General features: G+C 74.1%; 20 protein-coding genes. 14 read left to right on the forward strand and 6 right to left on the reverse strand.

Translation table 11 applies throughout. From position 1 onward, the window contains the following. Window positions 1-36 precede the first annotated feature (36 nt). From ACH499_RS22830 to ACH499_RS22855, 6 genes are all read left to right on the forward strand, one after another. Entirely contained in the window at window positions 37-1,341 is a 1,305-nt protein-coding gene (locus tag ACH499_RS22830; protein WP_399017936.1) for an amidohydrolase family protein, read from the forward strand. 228 nt (window positions 1,342-1,569) lie between these two features. Then, a complete protein-coding gene (locus ACH499_RS22835) occupies window positions 1,570-2,514 on the forward strand; it encodes a DUF4129 domain-containing protein (RefSeq protein WP_399017938.1) in 945 nt (314 codons plus the stop codon). Beyond that, window positions 2,511-3,083 carry a hypothetical protein gene (locus ACH499_RS22840; RefSeq protein ID WP_399017940.1) on the forward strand — a complete coding sequence of 191 codons (573 nt, stop codon included), beginning with the start codon at window positions 2,511-2,513 and terminating at the stop codon, window positions 3,081-3,083. The genes ACH499_RS22835 and ACH499_RS22840 overlap by 4 nt, the downstream gene beginning before the upstream one ends. Then, window positions 3,080-4,078: an AAA family ATPase gene (locus tag ACH499_RS22845; RefSeq protein WP_399017942.1), complete on the forward strand. Its 999-nt coding sequence runs from the start codon at window positions 3,080-3,082 to the stop codon at window positions 4,076-4,078. The genes ACH499_RS22840 and ACH499_RS22845 overlap by 4 nt, the downstream gene beginning before the upstream one ends. Beyond that, window positions 4,075-5,409, forward strand: coding sequence for a DUF58 domain-containing protein (locus ACH499_RS22850; RefSeq protein ID WP_399017944.1), 1,335 nt, complete (start codon window positions 4,075-4,077; stop codon window positions 5,407-5,409). Before ACH499_RS22845 ends, ACH499_RS22850 begins: the two co-directional genes overlap by 4 nt. Beyond that, entirely contained in the window at window positions 5,406-6,032 is a 627-nt protein-coding gene (locus ACH499_RS22855; RefSeq protein WP_399017946.1) for a hypothetical protein, read from the forward strand. The genes ACH499_RS22850 and ACH499_RS22855 overlap by 4 nt, the downstream gene beginning before the upstream one ends. 151 nt (window positions 6,033-6,183) lie before the next feature. Here ACH499_RS22855 and ACH499_RS22860 read toward each other — a convergent pair whose 3' ends face one another. Beyond that, window positions 6,184-7,257 (reverse strand): GlxA family transcriptional regulator, encoded by a 1,074-nt coding sequence (locus ACH499_RS22860; RefSeq protein WP_399017948.1) that lies wholly within the window; start codon window positions 7,255-7,257, stop codon window positions 6,184-6,186. A 98-nt stretch (window positions 7,258-7,355) separates the two neighbouring features. On the opposite strand from ACH499_RS22860, the gene ACH499_RS22865 reads away from it, so the two are divergent. Both ACH499_RS22865 and ACH499_RS22870 read left to right on the forward strand, forming a co-directional pair. Beyond that, on the forward strand, window positions 7,356-8,201 hold the full coding sequence (locus ACH499_RS22865) for a dienelactone hydrolase family protein (protein WP_356200519.1): 846 nt from the start codon (window positions 7,356-7,358) through the stop codon (window positions 8,199-8,201). A gap of 205 nt (window positions 8,202-8,406) precedes the next feature. Further along, complete coding sequence (locus ACH499_RS22870; RefSeq protein WP_399017950.1) at window positions 8,407-8,877, forward strand: hemerythrin domain-containing protein; 471 nt, start codon at window positions 8,407-8,409, stop codon at window positions 8,875-8,877. A gap of 141 nt (window positions 8,878-9,018) precedes the next feature. Here ACH499_RS22870 and ACH499_RS22875 read toward each other — a convergent pair whose 3' ends face one another. After that, window positions 9,019-9,723, reverse strand: a complete 705-nt coding sequence (locus tag ACH499_RS22875; protein ID WP_399017952.1) for a hypothetical protein — start codon at window positions 9,721-9,723, stop codon at window positions 9,019-9,021. Between the two features lie 276 nt (window positions 9,724-9,999). Here ACH499_RS22875 and ACH499_RS22880 point away from each other — a divergent pair, with 276 nt between their 5' ends. Then, window positions 10,000-10,599 (forward strand): GNAT family N-acetyltransferase, encoded by a 600-nt coding sequence (locus tag ACH499_RS22880; RefSeq protein ID WP_399017955.1) that lies wholly within the window; start codon window positions 10,000-10,002, stop codon window positions 10,597-10,599. A 10-nt stretch (window positions 10,600-10,609) separates the two neighbouring features. Here the strand turns inward: ACH499_RS22880 and ACH499_RS22885 are convergent, their stop codons facing one another. After that, window positions 10,610-11,335, reverse strand: coding sequence for an SDR family NAD(P)-dependent oxidoreductase (locus tag ACH499_RS22885; RefSeq protein WP_356200512.1), 726 nt, complete (start codon window positions 11,333-11,335; stop codon window positions 10,610-10,612). Between the two features lie 358 nt (window positions 11,336-11,693). Here ACH499_RS22885 and ACH499_RS22890 point away from each other — a divergent pair, with 358 nt between their 5' ends. The 4 genes from ACH499_RS22890 to ACH499_RS22905 all read left to right on the forward strand — a co-directional run bounded on the left by ACH499_RS22890 (window position 11,694) and on the right by ACH499_RS22905 (window position 14,568). After that, window positions 11,694-12,218, forward strand: a complete 525-nt coding sequence (locus tag ACH499_RS22890) for a hypothetical protein (RefSeq protein ID WP_399017957.1) — start codon at window positions 11,694-11,696, stop codon at window positions 12,216-12,218. Window positions 12,219-12,340: 122 nt separating this feature from the next. Next, window positions 12,341-12,841: a DUF6529 family protein gene (locus ACH499_RS22895; RefSeq protein ID WP_399018150.1), complete on the forward strand. Its 501-nt coding sequence runs from the start codon at window positions 12,341-12,343 to the stop codon at window positions 12,839-12,841. A gap of 48 nt (window positions 12,842-12,889) precedes the next feature. Continuing rightward, window positions 12,890-13,570, forward strand: coding sequence for a HEAT repeat domain-containing protein (locus ACH499_RS22900; RefSeq protein WP_399017959.1), 681 nt, complete (start codon window positions 12,890-12,892; stop codon window positions 13,568-13,570). Next, a complete protein-coding gene (locus ACH499_RS22905; RefSeq protein WP_399017961.1) occupies window positions 13,564-14,568 on the forward strand; it encodes a MerR family transcriptional regulator in 1,005 nt (334 codons plus the stop codon). The genes ACH499_RS22900 and ACH499_RS22905 overlap by 7 nt, the downstream gene beginning before the upstream one ends. A 7-nt stretch (window positions 14,569-14,575) precedes the next feature. Here ACH499_RS22905 and ACH499_RS22910 read toward each other — a convergent pair whose 3' ends face one another. After that, window positions 14,576-15,151: a dihydrofolate reductase family protein gene (locus tag ACH499_RS22910; RefSeq protein WP_399017963.1), complete on the reverse strand. Its 576-nt coding sequence runs from the start codon at window positions 15,149-15,151 to the stop codon at window positions 14,576-14,578. 129 nt (window positions 15,152-15,280) lie between these two features. Further along, complete coding sequence (locus ACH499_RS22915; RefSeq protein WP_356200503.1) at window positions 15,281-15,934, reverse strand: phosphoribosyltransferase family protein; 654 nt, start codon at window positions 15,932-15,934, stop codon at window positions 15,281-15,283. 387 nt (window positions 15,935-16,321) lie between these two features. Between ACH499_RS22915 and ACH499_RS22920 the strand changes: the two genes are divergently transcribed. After that, window positions 16,322-17,392 carry an aldo/keto reductase gene (locus ACH499_RS22920; protein ID WP_399017966.1) on the forward strand — a complete coding sequence of 357 codons (1,071 nt, stop codon included), beginning with the start codon at window positions 16,322-16,324 and terminating at the stop codon, window positions 17,390-17,392. 91 nt (window positions 17,393-17,483) lie between these two features. Here the strand turns inward: ACH499_RS22920 and ACH499_RS22925 are convergent, their stop codons facing one another. Next, complete coding sequence (locus tag ACH499_RS22925; RefSeq protein WP_399018152.1) at window positions 17,484-18,335, reverse strand: SDR family oxidoreductase; 852 nt, start codon at window positions 18,333-18,335, stop codon at window positions 17,484-17,486. Window positions 18,336-18,434: the final 99 nt, after the last annotated feature.

Consider the following 18,434-nt stretch of genomic DNA (forward strand, 5'->3'; position numbering starts at 1 on the left):
ACGGGCCCCGGTTCCCCCCTCACCGAAGGAGTACCCATGACGTCCGCACCCTCCTCGCCGTCCCGGCGTGCCGTGCTCGCCACCGCTGCCACCGTGGCCGCCGCCGGGGCGGTGCTGTCCGCGGGCGCGGCACCGGCCGCGGCCGGCTCCCGCAGGGGCCCCCGCGACGCGGTGGTCTTCCGGAACGTACGGCCCTTCGGGGCCCGCAAGCCGGTCGACCTCACCGTCGTCGACGGCCGCATCAGCGACCGCCCCGCCCCCAAGGGCGCCGAAGTGATCGACGGCGGCGGCCGCATCGCCCTGCCGTCCCTGGTCGACGCGCACATCCACCCGGACAAGACGTCGTGGGGCGGCTCCTGGGTGTCGCGCAAGCCCGCGAGCACCATCGCGGAGTTCGTGGCGCAGGATGTCGAGCTGTTCAACAGCCAGAGCCGGAGCGTCGCGGAGAGGGCCTACGGTCTCATGGCGCACGCCGTGACGCGGGGCACCCGCGCGATGCGCGCGCACGCGGACGTCGCTCCCGCCTACGGACTGGCCGGCCCGGAAGGCATCGCCGCCGCCCGCGAGCGGCTCGAGCACGCTCTGGACGTGCAGATCGTCGCCTTCCCGCAGCACGGAGTCTTCCGTACCCCGGGAACGGCGGCCCTGCTCGAGGAGGCGGCGCGCAGCGGCGTCGTGGACCACATCGGCGGCATCGACCCGATCAGTTTCGACAACGCCCTCGAGGAACAGCTCGACTTCGTCTTCGGACTGGCGGACCGTTACGGCGTGGGCGTGGACATCCACCTCCACGACTCCGACGACAAGGGCGTCACGGTGCTGCGCGGCATCATCGACCGCACCCGCGCCCTGTCCCTCCAGGGCAGGGTCACCGTCAGCCACGTCTTCTGCCTGCCCCGGCTGTCCGACGCCGAACTGGGCTCCCTGGCGCGGGAACTGGGGGACCTCGACATCTCCCTGACCACCGTCGCGCCCAGCCGCGACCTGGTGCTGCCCATCGCACGGCTGCGGGAGTACGGCGTCAAGGTCGGACTGGGGTCCGACGGAGTGCGCGACTCCTGGAGCCCGTTCGGCAACGCGGACATGATGCACCGCGCGCACATCCTCGGCTGGGTCACGGACATGCGTCTCGACGAGGAGCTGTCCTCCTGCTACGACGCCGCCACCCACGGCGGCTCCGACGTCATGGGGCTGGCCCGGGCGGACCTCACGCCCGGCAGCCCGGCCGACTTCGTCCTGGTGAAGGGCGAGTGCGTGCCGCAGATCGTGGTCGACATGCCGCAGCGGGACATGGTCGTGCACGGTGGCACCGTCGTGGCCCGCGACGGCGGCCTCGCCTGAGGACCCGTTCTCCGTCGTCCCGGCCGTAGGGCCCCGGGGCGGGGAACACGAGGACCTCCACGACGCCGGGGCGGCGCGCGCGTACCGCGCGCCGGGGAACCGGCCATGAAGCACCTGGAGGCCGGCCGCGAGGCGGCCACGGCCCCACCGCGCCGCTCCGCACGGAACCGAGGGGTATGCCAAGATACGGTGAACCGACGTTCGGGGGGACGGTTCAGCGGGGGGCGCATGGGACGCGAGGCGCGGCGGGGGCAGCGGTCGGTACCGGGGGCGGTGGTCGCCGTCGGGGTCGTCGGGGCGCTGGCCGTCGCCGCGCTCGTGCTGCGGCCGGAGGAAGGGCTGCTGCGTTCCGGCCGGGGGCCGCTCGGCCACTGGGGCGTCGTGGTGATCGGGCTGTCCGTCGCGTGGGCGGCCGGGGTCACGCGCGTCACCGAACCCCTGCGCTCCCGCGTCGACGACGACCGGACCGTCTTCCCGCCCCGTGAGGAACGGCTGCGGCAGGCGGCGGTGCGGCTGCTGCTCGTCGGGCCCGGTGTCATCGGCCTGCTGGCCGTCGTCCTGCACCGGTTCACCCGCGGCGGCACTCAGCCGGCTCCGCCGGTGGACATCGTCCCGTCCCTCTCCCCTCCGCCTCCCTCCACCCCGCCGGGCCTCGACGGACAGCTCCCCGACGACGGTTCGGCCAACGGCTTCTCCCTGTCGCCGGCCATTGCGCTGGGCCTGCTGGCCGCGCTCGTCGTCGTGGCGATCGCCGTGGCCGTCGTACGGCGGCTGCGCCGGCTCCGGCTGACGCTGCCGCCGCGCCCCGGCCCCGCGGACGCCCCCGCCGAGGACGAGGACGCGCGGCTGCTCCTGTCCGCCGTGCGCTCGGGCCGCCGCGCCCTGGCCGGGGCCGGTGACGCGCGGGGGGCCGTCATCGCCTGCTACGCCGCGATGGAGGACGCTCTCGTCGCGTCCGGTGTGCGGCGGCGCGCCTCCGACAGTCCCGCCGACCTCCTCGCCCGCGCCGCCCGGGCGGGCCTCGCCCCGAGTCCGGCCGCGCCGCGTCTCACCGCGCTGTTCCGCGAGGCCCGTTACTCCTCGCACCCCATGGGCGACCGGCACCGCGAGGCCGCGGCCGACGCCCTGGAGGAGATCGCCGCGCTGCTCCAGGAGCGGGAGGCGCCGCGATGAGCGGGCCCGGGGGCCGGGCTCCGGCACGCGACCCGCTGCCTCTGCGGCGGATCGGGCTGCTCGGCGGCGCGGTCGCCGGTTCGGGTGTCCTGCTCGTCCTGCTCCTCGACGGGGCCGGGGCGGCCGGCGCCGTCGTGGCCCTGCTCGTCGTCGTGGGGCTGCTCCTCGCCCGGTACGTCGCCGGGGCGGGCGCCCTCGACTCCGGGTGGCGCGACGAGGTGCGGCTGTTGCGGACCCGGGCGCCGGGCATGGGCGAGTGGCGGCGGAACGTGGAGACCGCCACCGGGACCGACGGCGCCGTCCCCTACCGCACGCTGCTCCGGCCCGAGCTGCGCCGCCTGTACGCCGCCGTGCTCGCCGAGCACCACCACGTCTCGCTGGACCATCAGCCCGAACGGGCGGCCCGGTTGATCGGCGAGGAGCTGTGGACGTGGCTGGGTTCCCGGCCGCCCGCGACCGGGCCCGACGGCGAGGTTCCGGTCGACGTGCTGCGCCGCCTCGTCGACCGGCTCGAAGAACTCGGCGCACCCCGCACTCGTATCCGTACCCATAAGGAGGAAGGGCCGTGACGAGTCCCTTGACGCCTCAGCTCCGCACCGCCGGACAGGTCGGCGAGCAGGCCGGCGCCGTGCTGCGCGAAGTCGGCCGGGCCGTCGTCGGCAAGTCGGACGCCCTCGAACTCGTGATGCTGGCCGTACTGGCCGGCGGGCACGTCCTCGTCGAGGACCTGCCGGGGCTCGGCAAGACGCTTCTGGCCCGGTCCTTCGCGACCACCCTCGGTCTGGACTTCCGCCGGATCCAGTTCACGCCCGACCTGCTGCCGTCCGACGTCACCGGGGCGCCGCTGTACGACCAGCGCACCGGCGAGATGGTGTTCCACCCCGGCCCGGTCTTCACGCACCTCCTGCTCGCGGACGAGATCAACCGGACGCCGCCCAAGACGCAGGCGGCGCTGCTGGAGGCCATGGCCGAGTCACAGGTGACCGTGGACGGCGAGACCCGGCCGCTCGCCGACCCGTTCCTGGTCGTCGCGACCGCCAACCCCGTGGAGTACGAGGGCACTTACTCGCTTCCCGAGGCCCAGCTCGACCGGTTCCAGTTGCGGGTGCGGATGGGGTACCTGAGCGCACGGGAGGAGCTGGCGATGCTGCGGGCCCGGGTCGACCGGGCCGCGCCGGAGGCCGTCCTCGACACGCTCGCGGGACCGGCCGACGTCGCGGCGTGGCGGGCGGTCGTGGAGCGCGTGGAGATCGACGACGACCTGCTGGAGTACGCGGTGGCTCTCGTCGGCGCGACCCGTGAGCACCCCCGGATCAGCATCGGCGCCTCGCCGCGCGGCGGCCTCGCCCTGGTCCAGCTCGCCCGCGCCCGCGCCGTGCTGGACGGCCGCGACTACGTCGTCCCGGAGGACGTCAAGAGCCTCGCGGTGCCCGCGCTGGCCCACCGGGTGTCGCTGCGGCCGGAGTCATGGGTGCGGGAGGTGTCCACGGACGACGTGCTGCGCGAGATCGTCGACGGCGTCGGCACACCGTCCACGCGGCGCACGGCCGCCGTGACGTCGTGACCGCACCCGTGCCCCGGCCGAGCGCCGCGGTGGTCCGCGCGCTGGAGGGACGCACCTCTCCCGTGCAGCCGCCGCCCCCACCACCCGGCGGGCCGCGCCCGGGCGAGAGGACGCTGCGCCTGCTGACCGTGGCGGTCCTCGCCCTGTCCGCCGCCCTGCTCACCGGGCGGGCGTGGCTCCTCGCGCTCGCGGCGGCCCCGCTGGTGCTGCTCGCGCTGGCGTCGCCGCGCGCCCGCGCACGCCGGATCGAGACGTCGGCCACGGTCGAGCCCCGGCGCTGCTTCGAGGGCGACACCGTCACCGTCCGCGTCGAGGTGGCCCACGACGGCGACGCCGTGCGCCTCGACCCGGGCGTCACGCTCGGCCCGGGCATGCGGCTGGACGAGGTCGTCGTCGGGGCGTCCTCGGTGACGCTCCGCCACACCGCGCTGCACTGGGGGCGCTGGTCGCTCGGCCCGGTGGACCTCGACGTCTACGACGCCGGGGGCACCGTGCGCCGTACCGTGCGCGTCGAGGCGGTCGAGGTGTCCGTGTTCCCCCGGGCCGCGCAGGCGCGGTTCACGCCGATCCCGGTGCGGCTGCCGCAGCGGCTCGGCGAGCACGCGTCCCTGCAGACGGGGGAGGGTGTCGAGGTCATAGGGGTGGGCCCGTGGGTGCCGGGGGAACGCCAGCGTCGTATCCACTGGCCGTCCACGTCCCGGCGCGGGAGCGTGCAGTTGCACCGGTTCTCGGCCGAACGGGCCGCCGACACGGTGATGCTGATCGACGCGTTCGGGGACGTCGTCGACCCGGTGACCGGGATGTCGTCCCTGGACGAGACCGTACGGGCCGCCGCCGGGCTCGCCCGGGCCTATCTGCGCACCCACGACCGGGTGGGGGTGGTGTCGACCGGGGGCACCACGCGGTGGCTGGCTCCGGGGACCGGGGACGCGGCGTTCTACCGCATCGTCGAGAGCGTCCTGGACGTCCGCAGGGACCGGCAGTTCGACGCTCCCGGGCTCGAACGGGTGCCGCCGCCCGCGCTGCCGGAGGGGGCTGTCGTGTATGTGTTCACCCCGTTGAGCGACGCGCGGATCCTGAAGGTGCTGCGGGATCTCCAGGGGCGGGGCCGGCGGCCGGTCGTCGTGGAGATCCCGAGCGGTGACCCCCTGGTCGAACCCGGTGACGTCGCGGGCGAGTTGGGACTGCGGTTGTGGCACGCGGACCGGGAGGCGATGCGGTTCGCCCTGCGGGACAGCGGGGTGCCGGTGCTGCGGCACGTCGTGGGCGAGCCGCTGGACCTGGCGCTGGCCCCGTTGCTGTCGGGGCGGATCGGGGGGCGTGTGCGATGACGGTGCTCGATACGCGGGTGGGCCTTCGGGAGTACGCGGGGTACTGGGCCGAGACCCTGCCGGTGCGGGTGCTCGGGGCGTCGGCCGTGGTGATGGCGTGGCGTCCGTGGGCGACGGTGGACGGACCGCCGGGGGCTGTGCTGTTCACCGGCGTGGTCGTCTTCGCGGTGTGGGCGGCGCCGGCGGTGGAACGGCGGCCGTCGCTTGCGTCGGCGCGCTGGTCGCACCTCGCGCTGCGGCACCGGACGACGGTGCTGGCGGGGGGTGTTGTGGTCGTCGCGGCCTTCGGGGACCACGTGTGGTGGGAGCAGGCCGCGGTGGCGGTGCTGTCGGTCGCGTATCTGGTGACCAGTGAGTCGTGGCTGTGGCGGTGGGGGCGGCGCGGTGCCGCGCGGGTGTGGGGCGAGGCGGTCGCGGCGTGCGCGGGGGCCGGGGTGGTGGTGGCCGCCGCGGCGGTCCCGGTGTCCGGGCCGGCGGCCCTCGGGTCGGGACGGGCGATCGCGGCCGGCGTGATTCTGGGGGTGGCCGTGGTCACCGGGGCGGTGATGCGGGCTCGGTGGCGGGACGGGAGCTGGTCGCGGCCGCAGGAGCCAGGGGCTCCCGGCGCCTCGCCGCGCACATGAAGAAGTCCCGTCCCCGCAAAGCGGGAACGGGACCGCGGAGCGCCGGGCAGGCCTTGCACCTGCATCTCCCCACAGGAAGCGGGGCGTCTTTCCTTGGACAACCGACGCATCGAGAGGACCACCGCCGCAGCGGGCCGCCTCTCAAGATCAATCATAGGCCATCCGGGCCGTCGGCCGCACCCGGCCCGGTCCCTGCGGCAGCCCCCGCGCCCAACGAGACCGCCGGCTGCCGCGTCGGCTTCGCGCAGGCGCCCGGGCGGCGGAACTTCGCGCGGTACTCCCCCGGCCGCTGGCCCGTGTGCCGGATGAAGATGCCGCTGAACGCGCCGGGGTCGCGGTAGCCGACGTCGGCGGCGATGCTCGCGACGGTCCTCCCGGTCGTCTCCAGCAGGTGTCTGGCCCGCCGCACCCGGGCGGCCTGGAGGTACGCGAGTGGTGTCTCCCCGGCTTCCCCGCCGAATCGGCGCAGCAGGGTTCTCGTGCTGACGTGGAACTCCCGGGCGAGGGCGGGCAGGTCGTAGCGGGCGCCGAGGTTCTGGTCGAGCCACCGCTTGACGGCGTGCGAGAACTCCCCGCCCGTCGTGGGGACGAGCCGCGGGTCGGCGTAGGGAGCCTGTGTGGAGCGCGCGTCGTCCACCAGCGCGAGGCGCGCGGTGCCGCGGGCGACGCGGGAGCCATGGTGCTCGCGGACGAACTGCAGCGCGAAGTCGTACATGGCGGTGAAGGCCGCCGTGGTCGTCACCCCGCGGTCGGTCACGACCAGCCTGTCGGGGCGCACGCGGATGTCGGCGTGGCGGCGGGCCAGCCGGTCCGCGAACAGCCAGGACGTGGTCGCCTCGCGCCCGGCGAGCAGCCCGGCCTCGGCGAGCAGGAAGGCACCCACGCAGATCGACACGACGGCGGCCCCCGCCTCCGCCTGCGCACGGACGGCGGCCGTCTCCGGCCTCAGGTCCGCGAGTGTCGCGTCGAGGTCGAGGCCGGGCGAGAGCTCGAAGCCCGGCACGATCAGCACGTCGACCGGACGGAGCGCGCCGACGTCGATGCGCGAGCCACCGGACGCGACCACCCGCCGCCGGGGCGAGACGACCGAGGTCTCGTAGGCGGGGTGAGCCGCTCCTTGTGCCGCGGCGACGTGTGTGGCCATCGAGAGCAGATCCGGGACTCCGTACACCTCCGACGCGAAGCAGCCGGGGTAGGCCAGCACCCCCACGCGCAGCGCACTCATGCTGCTCCTTCGGCAGTCGGCACGGGTGGCGATATTACCCGGTGACGTGGCGATGCCGCCGCTCCTCAGGACGGCGCCCGTTGTCCATGATCGCCCTCATGACCGTCGTGCGAGGACAGAACGACCCGTTGGACGACTTCGCGAAGAGGGCCGTCCGCGTCGACGGCGCCGACAAGACCGTGTACGTCACCGGTTCGGGACCGGCTGTGGTCCTGATGCCCGAGATGCCGGGCATCAGCCCCGACGTCGCCCGGTTCGCGCGTTGGGTGCGCGATGCGGGCTTCCGCGTCTACCTGCCGTCCCTCTTCGGCGTCGACGGCGCCCATCCGCTCGCCGGGGCCGGGGAGGCGGTCGTGCGGCGCGCCTGTGTCAGCGCCGAGTTCAGGGCCTTCGCCGGTGGAGGGACCAGCCCCGTCGTCTCGTGGTTGCGCGGGCTCGCCCGGCTGGCGCACGCCGAGTGCGGCGGGCCCGGCGTCGGCGCCGTCGGCCTGTGCTTCACCGGCAACTTCGCCCTCACCATGGCGCTCGAACCCGCGGTCGTCGCACCGGTGGTCAACCATCCGTCGCTTCCGCTCGACGACCCCGGCGGGCTGGAGATCGGCGAGGAGGACGCCGCCGCCGTCGCGGAACGTATCGCGCGCGACGGGCTGAAGGTGCTCGCCTACCGCTTCGACAACGACACCTGGTGCACCGGGCGCAGGTTCGCGGCCTACCGGGCGCTGCTCGGGGACGCGTTCGACGGTCGCGTACTCGCCGGCGAGACGGCGAACGGCAGTCCGCCGCCCTTCTTCCGCGACGTCGTCGGCTGCGCCCACAGCGTGGTCACGGCGCACCTCGTGGACGAGGAGGGTCACCCCACCCTGCGGGCCAGGGACGAGATCATCGCCTTCCTCGCCGAGCGGCTCGGCGTGCGGCAGGCGCCGCCGCGGCCCCAGGGGCCGTGAGCACCGCGTTCGTCGAGGGCGGCGGGCCTTCCGCCAACGGCGTCCACCTGTTCGGGAGTTGGCCGTTCGAGAAAACCGCGGCGCGGCCTCCGGGCGTGCGTGTACGGTACGGGTAGCGTCGCGTGCCGGTGGCAGACCGTGTCAGGCATGGAGGCGCCGTACCGAAGGAGACCGGCGATGCTCTCGTCGAACCCTTCGCTCTCGCATGACTGAGTGCGAGACGACCAGGCTCGTGGCCTGGAGCCGAGAAATGCGCCAGGTGCACCGGCGACTGCGCGAGGCACTCTCCCTGACCCGCGCCTCGCTCGCCGACGGCACCCCCGGTGAGTCGGCCACACGTGAACTGCTGCTGTACTGCCACGGCTTCTGCACGGCCCTCGACAGTCACCACCGGGGCGAGGACCACACCCTGTTCCCCGCCGTCGCGGCCGCGCACCCGGAGCTGCGGCCGGTGCTGCGATCGCTCGAACAGGACCACTCGATGATCGCCCACCTGCTCGGCGGCCTCAGGACCGCGGTCGAACGGGCCGCGCCGCCGGAGGAACTCGACCAGCACCTCGAAGGCATCTCCGCGCTCATGGAGAACCACTTCCGCTACGAGGAAAGGCAACTGCTGACGGTACTGGAAACCCTGGAGCTGACGGCCGAACCGCGGGAGGCGCTGGGCTTGCTGTAGCCGGTCACGCGTCGTCGGACGCCAGCAGCTCCCGCGGGGCGTTCCCCAGCCGCTTCACGGGAGCAGCGCTGAGCCCCCACGCCCTCGCGTCAGCGACGGGCGCCGCACGGCGGCGTCAGGACGGTGCGGAAGGGCCGGTGTTCAGTGCTGGTTGACCGGCCAGAGGGCCGCCGGATCGCAGTGGGCCGGGCAGGCCAGCAGGTAGATCTCGTTCCCCAGGAACATCTGGCAGGTGTCGGCCCGGACGCTGTAGGGCTGTTCCGGCAGACCGGGGTGGACGGCGAAGTCCACGCCCTCGGGCACCTGGCAGAGGTAGGCCAAGTCCGTTCCGCACGCGCAGGTGTAGTACTCGGGGTACTGGGCCCAGTACGGCGTTCCGCCCACCTTGAAGGCGCTGGTCCCCAGCGGGCCGGGGGTGTCCGGGAACGGCCGCAGGGTCAACGGCAGGGCGCGGACGGACGGTTCGGCCTCGGGGCGCGGGCGCCGGGCCCGGCGCTGGAGCAGTGCGCGCCAGAAGGGACGCGGAAAGGGCGGCTGCGGGGCGTCCCAGTACCGGGGCACCAGAAGGCCGTCGACGAGCTGGGGGTCCGACGCGTCGTTGTGCGCGAGGCAGTGGAAGACGAGCAGATGGTCCCCGGCGAAGTGCTCCACGTCAGCGGGGACGTCGAACTGGAAGAACAAGGCCATCCGGTCGCCGCAGAAGCACTCGGGCCACTCCTGGCCGTCGTCGAGGCAGGGCCATCCCCCCACCGAGTTCCGCGCGGGCCGGTCCAGCGGTTCCGTCCCGACCTCGACCGCGTAGGCGGGCGGCGCCTCCCGCGCCCCCGTCACACCGCTCTCGACCATCCGCTCACCCCGTCACGAGGGCGCGGGCCGCGTACCGGACCGAGGGCCCCCGCCATCGGGCATCCTATGACGGCCCGGCCGCCGCACCGGGCCCAGCCCGTGCGAAACCGACTTGTCCGCCGCCGGTCGGCCGGAAAGGATGTTCGGGCACGAGTGCGTGCCCGGGATCGGTGGCCCGCGCGATCTCCTGGACCGGCGCGCTGCCGACGGCGCACCCCTGCCCGCCCGACCGACGAACCACACCCCTGCCCGACCGATCCCCGCCCGGAGTACCCCATGTCCAGCACCACCCCGCCAGTACGGCCCACCACCCCTGACGACGTGCCCGCGTGCGTGCGGGTGCTCGCCCGCGCGTTCGCGGACTATCCGTTCACCCGGCACGTCGTCGCCGACGACGGCCATCAGGAGCGCGTGCGCCGCCTTCAGGAACTGTTCCTGACGCGCGTCGCTCTGCGCTACGGCCGTTCCTGGGTCACCGACGACCGTCTCGCGGTGGCCGCCTGGACGACCCCGGAGCAGGACCCCTCGCCGGCCTTCACCGAGCTCTCCTCGCTGCTCCCGGAGCTGGCGGGGGACCGCTCCGCGGCGTACCGGGCCGCCGAGGAGGCTCTGGAACCGCACCGCCCCACGCGGCCCGTGTGGTTCCTGGCCACCGTCGGGGTGGACCCCGGCGCCCAGGGCCGGGGCCGGGGCGCGGCGGTGCTGCGGCCGGGCCTGGAGGCGGCCGAGGAGGCGGGCGTCCCCGCGTTCCTGGAGACCTCCGACCCGCGCAACGTGCGGTTCTACGAGCGCCTCGGTTTCGCCGTCACCGCCGAAGTCCCCCTGCCCGACGGCGGCCCGCTCACCTGGTGCATGACGCGGGCGCCGGGGCGGTGACCGCGCGGGGTCAGAGCGCGGTGTCCGTCTCCTCGGCCAGCGCCCGCAGGAGGCGGTCCTGGAACGCCTCGTCGTGGACCGCGCGGTGCGGCTGCCGGCGCCGACGGTGGTACCAGTAGCCGCCGGTGGTCAGGGCCTCCGGGTCGTCGCTCGTGGCCAGCCACTCCTGTGTCCGGTGGCCGAGTTCCAGGTCGTCGGGGGCACCCGGCCCGCCCATCCTGGTCGGCACCCAGCCCGGGTCGACGGCGTTGCTCAGCACCCCGGGCCGCAGCCGGGCCACCGCGGCCGCGAGGGCCGTGACGAACAGCTTGCTGTCGGCGTACGAGCCCGCGCTCTCGCCCCGCCAGTCGACGCCGGCCGGCGAGGGATGCCCGCTGAAGTGCGAGCCGCTGCTGAGGTACACGAGTCTGCGCGGAGCGCGCAGGAGGGCCGTGAGTAGGTACGGGGCGACGATGTTGACCGGCATGACGGCGCGTCCGCTCCACACGCCGGCGTTGTGGATGACGGCGTCGAGCGGCTCGGTCTCGTTCAGCTCGCCCGCGATGCGCCGTACGGCGTCGCGGTCGGTGAAGTCGCCCACCACGAGCCGCGCTCCCCGGCCGACCAGCGCGTCGAGGGCTGCCGCTCGCTCCTCGTTCCGGGCGTGCACGACGACGTCGTGGCCCGCGGATAGCAGGGAATCCGCCGCGGCGCGTCCGAGGCCGTCCGTCGAACCGGTCACCAGGACCCGGCTCACGGGCGCACCGCCTCGCCCATCGGGGTGCTGTGCGCCGTTGCCGCTCGTCGGTGACGGGCTCGTTCCACGTGGTCTCCTCGACGGGGGCCTGCGGGATGACGGATTCCATGATGCCTCGTTCCACGAGGAGGGGCCGTGGCGCCCCGCTCCCGCTCGGACGGACAGGCGCGTGGGAAGGGTGTGCCCGCAGGAGGTGTCCGGGCTCGTTCGTGTCCGGCGGCGCCACGGTCGGCTCGGCCCCGATGCCGGGCTGCCGCGGGTTGCGCTGGAGGAGTGCTTTCGCCCGGGGGACCAGGGCCTCGACGGATGAATCGGAAAGGAATACCGGGTCCTGTCGCGCTCCCCTACGGAGACCTTGATGAAGCGCACCACCACGACCGCTGCCTGCGCCGCCGCGGTTCTGCTCACCGCTGCCCTGGCCGGCTGCTCCGACAGCTCCGACAACTCCTCCCGGACGGGCTACGGCACGACCTCGTCCGCGTCCGCGTCCGCGTCCGCGTCCGCGTCCGCGTCGCCCAAGCAGGCCACCGTCGACACGAAGACCGCGGGCGACCTCGGCACCATCCTCGTCGACGACAAGGGCCGCACGCTCTACCTCTTCCTCGCCGACAAGAAGAACAAGTCGAACTGCAACGGCGACTGCGCCAAGGCGTGGCCGCCGTTCCTCACCAAGGGCAAGCCCAAGGCCGGAAAGGGCGCCGACGAGAAGCTGCTCGACACCACCAAGCGGTCCGACGGGGACGAGCAGGTCACCTACAACGGCCACCCCCTCTACTACTACTCCGGCGACTCCAAGCCGGGTCAGACCAACGGCCAGGACCTCAACCAGTTCGGCGCCGTCTGGTACGTCGTGGACGCCAAGGGCAAGCAGGTCGAGAGCTGAGCAGGCGAGACCGCCCCGGCGCCGTCCACGACGGCCACGGTGGAAGCCGGGGGCGGCGGCGCGCGACCAGCACCGCGCTCGCCGCCCTCGGCCTCCTGCTGCCCGTCGCCGTCGGCGTCGGGATCTACCTCTTCGGCACCCGGCACACCCCGGACTACAACAGCGGGCTCTACGGAGAACACGGCGCCGCGGCGGTGGACCTCAAGGCCCGGCTCGGCACCGTACTGCTCGGCCTCGCCGTCATCCAGCTCGCCCTCGCCGCGTGGATGTACGGCCGCCTGCCCGGACCGGGACCCGCGCCGCGGCCCGTGCGGCTGGGACACCGCGTGCTCGGGTTCCTCCTGTTCCTCTTCTCGCTGCCGATCGCGTACCACTGCCTCGTCACCTACGGGATCGAGACGTCGTCCCCGCGGGTCGCCGTCCACTCCTTCACCGGGTGCGCCTTCTACGGCGCGTTCGTGGCCAAGGTGCTCGTCGTACGCAGCAGGCGTCTGCCGGGTGTGCTGCTCCCGGTGGTGGGCTCCCTCCTCGTGCTCGGGGTCGCCCTTCTCTGGTACACGGCCGCGCTCTGGGCCCTCGACGGCGACGTCGCCCCGGGCTTCACCACCGTGGGACCGGTTTGACCTTGACACTGTGGCAAGGCCTTTACTGCTTGCCGAGGAGGTGGTCTCATGCCGGCCACGGAACAGGGCACTGAGGGGACGCGGGCGCTCCAGGAGCTGGAGGACGGCCGTGCGTCCGTGCGGCTGCGGGCCGCCATGGCGATCGGCACGACGCCCGATCCACGCTTCGTCGGCAAGCTCGTCGAACGGTGCGCGGTCGAACCGGAGTTCCTCGTGCGGGACATGCTGACCTGGGCGCTCACCCGTCACCCGGTGTCCCTGACGCTGCCCGAGCTGGTGCGCGAGGTCCGCTCGCAGCGGGCGCGGGCACGCAGTCAGGCGCTGCACACGCTGTCCAAGATCGGGGACCGGCGGGCGTGGCCGGCGATCACTCGGGCGGTGCTGACCGACGCCGACGACGAGGTGGCGCGCACCGCCTGGCGGACCGCGGTCGTACTCGTACCGGAAGGCGAGGAGTCGGCCCTGGCCGCCGTGCTGGTGACACAGCTGGGGCGCGGTGGGCGGGAGACGCGGATGAGCCTGTGCCGGGCACTGATCGCGCTCGGGGACGTGGTGGAGCCCGCGCTGCGGGACGCGGTGACCGCACCGGACCCGGACGTGCGCGCGCACGCCCTGGCCACGCGACGGCTGCTGCTCGACCCGGACAGCGGCTTCGAGTACGCGATCGAGGAGGCCAAGCGCGTCGTGGCCCTCGGCGGCGCCGGCGGGGAGGGCGGCAGGGCGTGCTGATCGGCGAGGTGGCACGGCGGTCCGGCGTCAGCGCCCGCATGCTGCGGCACTACGAGTCGCTGGGGCTGGTGCGGCCGTCCGGCCGTACGGACTCCGGTTACCGGGAGTACTGCGACGAGGACATCCGGCGGATCTTCCACATCGAGAGCCTGCGTTCGCTCGGGCTGTCCCTGCGTGAGATCGAGCGCGCGCTGCACGATCCCGGCTTCACGCCCTCGGCGCTCGTGGGCGACCTCATCCGTCAGACCCGCGAACGCGTCGCGGCCGAGACGGAGCTGCTCACGCGGCTGGGCCGGATCGACGCCGCGGAGCCCTCCGGATGGGAGGACGTCCTACAGGTCGTCGCCCTCCTCCAGGCGCTGGGGTCGCCGAGCGCCGCCGACCGCCAGCGCGCCGCCCTGTCCTCGGCCGGCCAGGTGCCGCTGCCGGTGGAGGCCCTGGTCGAGGCGGCGCTGGACGAGACGGATCCGCACGTCGCCGGGGCCCTGCGCTGGGCGCTGGCGCGATCGGGCGACGGCGGGGCGGAACTGCTGGCCAAGGGCCTCGACTCGCCGGTGGCCGCCGTGCGGGAGCGTGCCGTCCGGTGCCTCGCCGAGCTGGCCGGCGGTGAGGCCACCGAGCCGCTGCTGGGCGCCCTCGCGCACTCCGACGCCGTGGTCCGCGCGTGCGCGGCGACGGCGCTCGGGAACCGTGGCGTCGCCGACGCGGTCCCGGCGCTCATCGACATGATCGTGGAGGGCAGGAACGACACCGACGCGGCCGACGCGCTGAGCTTCCTGGCCAGCGGCACCGCGATGGCGGACCGGATCACGGCCGAGGTGGCCGGCCTCCTCGCCGACGACGGCACGCCGGCGGCCGCGCGCGGGCGGCTGACCCAGGCGCTGGCGGGGATCCCGGGAGCCGCCGCGTCACGTGTGCTGGCCGGGCTGTCGCACGACGCGGAGCGTGCCGTCGCGCTGACCGCGACGTATCTGCTCCGGCTCCGGGAGGCCCGGTGACGGGCGGTCAGTGCGGGGTGGGCCGGTAGACCAGCTCCTGGATGCGGCCGTCGAGCGTGCGGTGCTCGAGCAGTTCGAGGTCGAAGTCGGCCGCGCCCCGGAAGACCGGGTCCAGCCCGGTGCGTCCGGTGATGACGGGGAAGAGCGTCACCTGGACGCGGTCGACCAGGCCGGCGGCCATCAGGGCCCGGTTCATCGACAGGCTGCCGTGCGAGCGCAACGGCACCTCGGACTCCTTCTTGAGCCGGGCGACGACATCGACGGCGTCACCGCTCACGACGGTCGCGTCCGGCCAGTCGAGGGGGCCTTCGAGCGTGGTCGACACCACCGTCGCCGGCAGGCTCCTCATCCGGGTCACCCACGGGTCGCGCACCTCGGAGTCCTCGGTGCTCTCGGCCAGCATGCGGGCGAACAGGCGGTAGGTGCGGGCGCCGAAGACCATCCGCTGCTCCTGGGCGTAGAGGGCGAGGCGGTGGTCGAGCAGTTCGGGGCCCTGCTTGCCCCAGTAGCCGGTCCAGTCGCCGCCGGCGGCGCCGTAGCCGTCCAGGCTGGAGAAGACGTCGAAGGTGTAGGTGGCGGTCATGGGATCTCCTCAGGTGCGGTTCCTCGGTGCCGGGCGGCGGATTCTGCGACCGTCGCAGGGTGTGGACCCGGCTCGCCCGCGGAACTCATCGCCTCGCCGGACAGGGGTGCCGCGCGACCGGCCCGGACCTCACCGAGCGGCCCTGTGCGCGTGCAGGATCTCGACGACCTCCTCGTCGCTCACCTGCTCGAAGTCGTCGTACCAGAGGCCGACCGCGTAGAAGTCCGGCGGCTGCCGGAGGCAGAGGACGTCGTCGGCCTCCGAGCGCATCTCGGCGACGCTCTCGGGAGCGCCCACGGGGACGGCGAGGATCAGCCGGGCGGGCCGCAGCCTTCGCAGGTGGCGCAGGGCGGCGCGGGCGGTGGCGCCGGTGGCCAGGCCGTCGTCCACGAGGAGCACGGTACGGTCCTCGACGTCGGGCGTGGCGGGGTCGCCCCGGTAGAGCAGGGCGCGGCGTCTGAGTTCCTCGCGCTCGCGGGCCACGTCCTCGACGAGGCGGTCCTCGCGGAGGCCGAGCATCTCCAGGGACCGCTGGTCGAACAGGGGCGGGTCGTCGCCCACGACGGCGCCGATGCCCGTCTCCGGGCTGCCCGGCAGCCCGATCTTCCGGGCCACCAGCACGTCCAGTGGCGCCCCGAGGGCCCGGGCCACCTCGGCGGCCACCGGCACGCCGCCGCGGGGCAGGGCGAGCACGACGGGCCGGGGAAGCTCGCCTTCGGACGCCCACTCCATGAGCCGCAGACCGAGTTCCTGGCCGGCTGTCCGGCGATCGGGGAACCGCATGATCCGATGCCTGCCTCTCTCCCCCGGTGAGGGCCGGGTACCCCACTCGCCCCGCTGCGTACCGGGGGCCGGGCCGGCGGCCGGCCCGGCCCCGGTCTCGTGACGGAAGCCGGGCGCCGCTCGCGGGCGGGCCGGGCAGGGGCCGACCGTGTCGTGGCCGCGTCATGAGGGGCGGGGAGGGCGGCGCCGTTCCCCGGTGGCGTTCCGCTCGGGTCCGGACCGGTCGGGTACGCCCGGAACCCGCCGCACCGGATCTTCCGTGTGGAGGTCCCGGTCCCATCGTCGCCCGTGGACGCGCCCCGGCACGGATCGGCGGGCCGAGGTCCGGTCTTGCCGTGAAGATCCTAGAGTGACGCACCCAGTCGACCCCTACGACGGAGCTGCGGCATGCGTTATCGAGTACTCGGCAGGACCGGCATCGAGGTCAGCACGCACTGCCTCGGCACGATGATGTTCGGCGCCGTCGGCAACCCCGACCACGAGGACGCCGCGCGCATCATCCACGCGGCGCTCGACGCGGGCATCAACTTCGTGGACACCGCCGACATGTACTCGGCCGGGGAGTGCGAGGAGATCGTCGGCAAGGCGCTCAAGGGCCGGCGGGACGACGTCGTGCTCGCCACCAAGGTGCACTTCCCGCTCTCCGAGGGGCGCAACCGCAGCGGCAATTCCCGCCGTTGGATCCTCAAGGCCGTCGAGGACAGCCTGCGGCGCCTGGACACGGACTGGATCGACCTCTACCAGGTGCACCGCCCCGACCACACGACGGACGTCGAGGAGACCCTGTCCGTCCTGAGCGACCTGGTGCGGGCGGGCAAGATCCGGGCGTTCGGCTGCTCCACGTTCCCCGCGGAGGACCTGGTCGAGGCCCACCACGTGGCGGAGCGGCGCGGGCTGATGCGGCTGCGCACCGAGCAGCCTCCGTACTCGCTACTGGCGCGCGGCGTGGAACGGTCCGTGCTGCCCACCGCGCGGCGCCTCGGCATGGGGGTGCTGACCTGGTCCCCGCTCGCTTCGGGGTTCCTGTCCGGCGCCTACCGCGAGGGGCGGCCCGTCGACCTCACCGCCGGCCGCGCCAAGCTCACTCCGCACCGCTTCGATCCGTCCGTACCGGGCAACGCGGCGAAGCTCGCGGCCGTCGAGCGGTTCGTCGCGCTGGCCGACGAGGTGGGCTGCACGCTGCCGGAACTGGCCGTCGCCTTCGTACTCGTCCATCCCGCGGTCACGTCGGTGATCACCGGTCCGCGCACCATGGAGCAGCTCACCGCGCTGCTCAAGGGGGCCGACCTGGTGCTGGAGGACCGGGTACTGGACCTGATCGACGAGATCGTGCCGCCCGGCACCGACCTCTACCGCGCCGACGGCGTCTGGCAGCCGCCGTCGCTCACCGAGCCCGCGTCGCGCAGGCGCCCGGCCGGCGAACGGGCGGCCGCGGACTCGGCCGCGTCCGGTCGCTGAGTGCGGCGTACCGCCGCGGGCGGGCAGGGGCGTGGCCCCCGGCCGCGCGCGGCGGTACGGAACGCGCTCGCCGGGGGCCGTGGCGGGTTTCCTACGGCAGCGGCGTGCCACCGGTCGCGTTGAGGACCTCTCCGGTGATGTAGCTCGCGTCCTGGGAGGCGAGGTAGACGTAGGCCGGGGCGAGTTCGGCCGGCTGGGCGGGGCGGCCCAGGGGGCTCTGCTTGCCGAACTCGGTGGTGTCCGGGAGCGTCGCCGGGATGAGCGGGGTCCAGACGGGGCCGGGTGCCACCGCGTTGGCGCGGATGCCGCGTTCCGCGAGCATCTGGGCGAGGCCCTGGGTGAACGTGACGATCGCGCCCTTGGTCGTGGCGTAGTCCAGCAGGTGCGGGCTGGGCTTGTACGCCTGGACGGACGTCGTGTTGATGACGCTGCCGCCCTCGGGGATGTGCGGAAGGGCGAACTTGGTCAGCCAGAACATGCCGTAGAGGTTGGTCCGTACGACCCGGTCGAACTGCTCCGTGGTGATCGCCTCGATGCCCTCGGGCTGGGACATCTGGTAGGCCGCGTTGTTCACGAGGACGTCGATGCCGCCGAACTCGCTCACGGCCCGGTCGATCAGGTCGCGGCAGTTCCCCTCCTCGCGGATGTCGCAGGAGACGGCCACGGCCTTGCGTCCCGCGTCCGTCACCAGGCGGGACGTCTCCCGGGCCTCGTCCTCCTCCTCGGCGAGGTACGTGAACAGCACGTCGGCGCCCTCACGGGCGAAGGCCAGCGCGACGGCACGGCCGATTCCCGAGTCACCGCCGGTGATGACGGTCCTGCGGTCGGTCAGCCGTCCCGATCCGCGGTAGGACTCCTCCCCGTGGTCGGGCGGCGGGTCCATGGGGCCGGTCCAGCCCGGGTGCGGCTGGTCCTGCGCGGCGAACTCGGGCCGCGGGTGCATCCCGGTCGGGTCCTGCTGCTCGCTCCGGTCGTTCGGCACGGTGCTCTCCTGCTGCTCGTACGGCGACGTCAGCCCCGTGTTCCCCGCGCGGCGCGGAAA

Source organism: Streptomyces sp. NPDC018947, from assembly GCF_044390505.1.
Classification (GTDB): domain Bacteria; phylum Actinomycetota; class Actinomycetes; order Streptomycetales; family Streptomycetaceae; genus Streptomyces.

Excerpts from the sequence above, each read along its gene's own strand:
- ACH499_RS22830 (WP_399017936.1), top strand. The coding sequence starts at position 37 with ATGACGTCCGCACCCTCCTCGCCGTCCCGGCGTGCCGTGCTCGCCACC.
- ACH499_RS22835 (WP_399017938.1), top strand. The coding sequence starts at position 1,570 with ATGGGACGCGAGGCGCGGCGGGGGCAGCGGTCGGTACCGGGGGCGGTG.
- ACH499_RS22840 (WP_399017940.1), top strand. The coding sequence starts at position 2,511 with ATGAGCGGGCCCGGGGGCCGGGCTCCGGCACGCGACCCGCTGCCTCTG.
- ACH499_RS22855 (WP_399017946.1), top strand. The coding sequence starts at position 5,406 with ATGACGGTGCTCGATACGCGGGTGGGCCTTCGGGAGTACGCGGGGTAC.
- ACH499_RS22860 (WP_399017948.1), bottom strand. The coding sequence starts at position 7,257 with ATGAGTGCGCTGCGCGTGGGGGTGCTGGCCTACCCCGGCTGCTTCGCG.
- ACH499_RS22865 (WP_356200519.1), top strand. The coding sequence starts at position 7,356 with ATGACCGTCGTGCGAGGACAGAACGACCCGTTGGACGACTTCGCGAAG.
- ACH499_RS22870 (WP_399017950.1), top strand. The coding sequence starts at position 8,407 with ATGACTGAGTGCGAGACGACCAGGCTCGTGGCCTGGAGCCGAGAAATG.
- ACH499_RS22875 (WP_399017952.1), bottom strand. The coding sequence starts at position 9,723 with ATGGTCGAGAGCGGTGTGACGGGGGCGCGGGAGGCGCCGCCCGCCTAC.
- ACH499_RS22880 (WP_399017955.1), top strand. The coding sequence starts at position 10,000 with ATGTCCAGCACCACCCCGCCAGTACGGCCCACCACCCCTGACGACGTG.
- ACH499_RS22890 (WP_399017957.1), top strand. The coding sequence starts at position 11,694 with ATGAAGCGCACCACCACGACCGCTGCCTGCGCCGCCGCGGTTCTGCTC.
- ACH499_RS22900 (WP_399017959.1), top strand. The coding sequence starts at position 12,890 with ATGCCGGCCACGGAACAGGGCACTGAGGGGACGCGGGCGCTCCAGGAG.
- ACH499_RS22910 (WP_399017963.1), bottom strand. The coding sequence starts at position 15,151 with ATGACCGCCACCTACACCTTCGACGTCTTCTCCAGCCTGGACGGCTAC.
- ACH499_RS22915 (WP_356200503.1), bottom strand. The coding sequence starts at position 15,934 with ATGCGGTTCCCCGATCGCCGGACAGCCGGCCAGGAACTCGGTCTGCGG.
- ACH499_RS22920 (WP_399017966.1), top strand. The coding sequence starts at position 16,322 with ATGCGTTATCGAGTACTCGGCAGGACCGGCATCGAGGTCAGCACGCAC.
- ACH499_RS22925 (WP_399018152.1), bottom strand. The coding sequence starts at position 18,335 with ATGCACCCGCGGCCCGAGTTCGCCGCGCAGGACCAGCCGCACCCGGGC.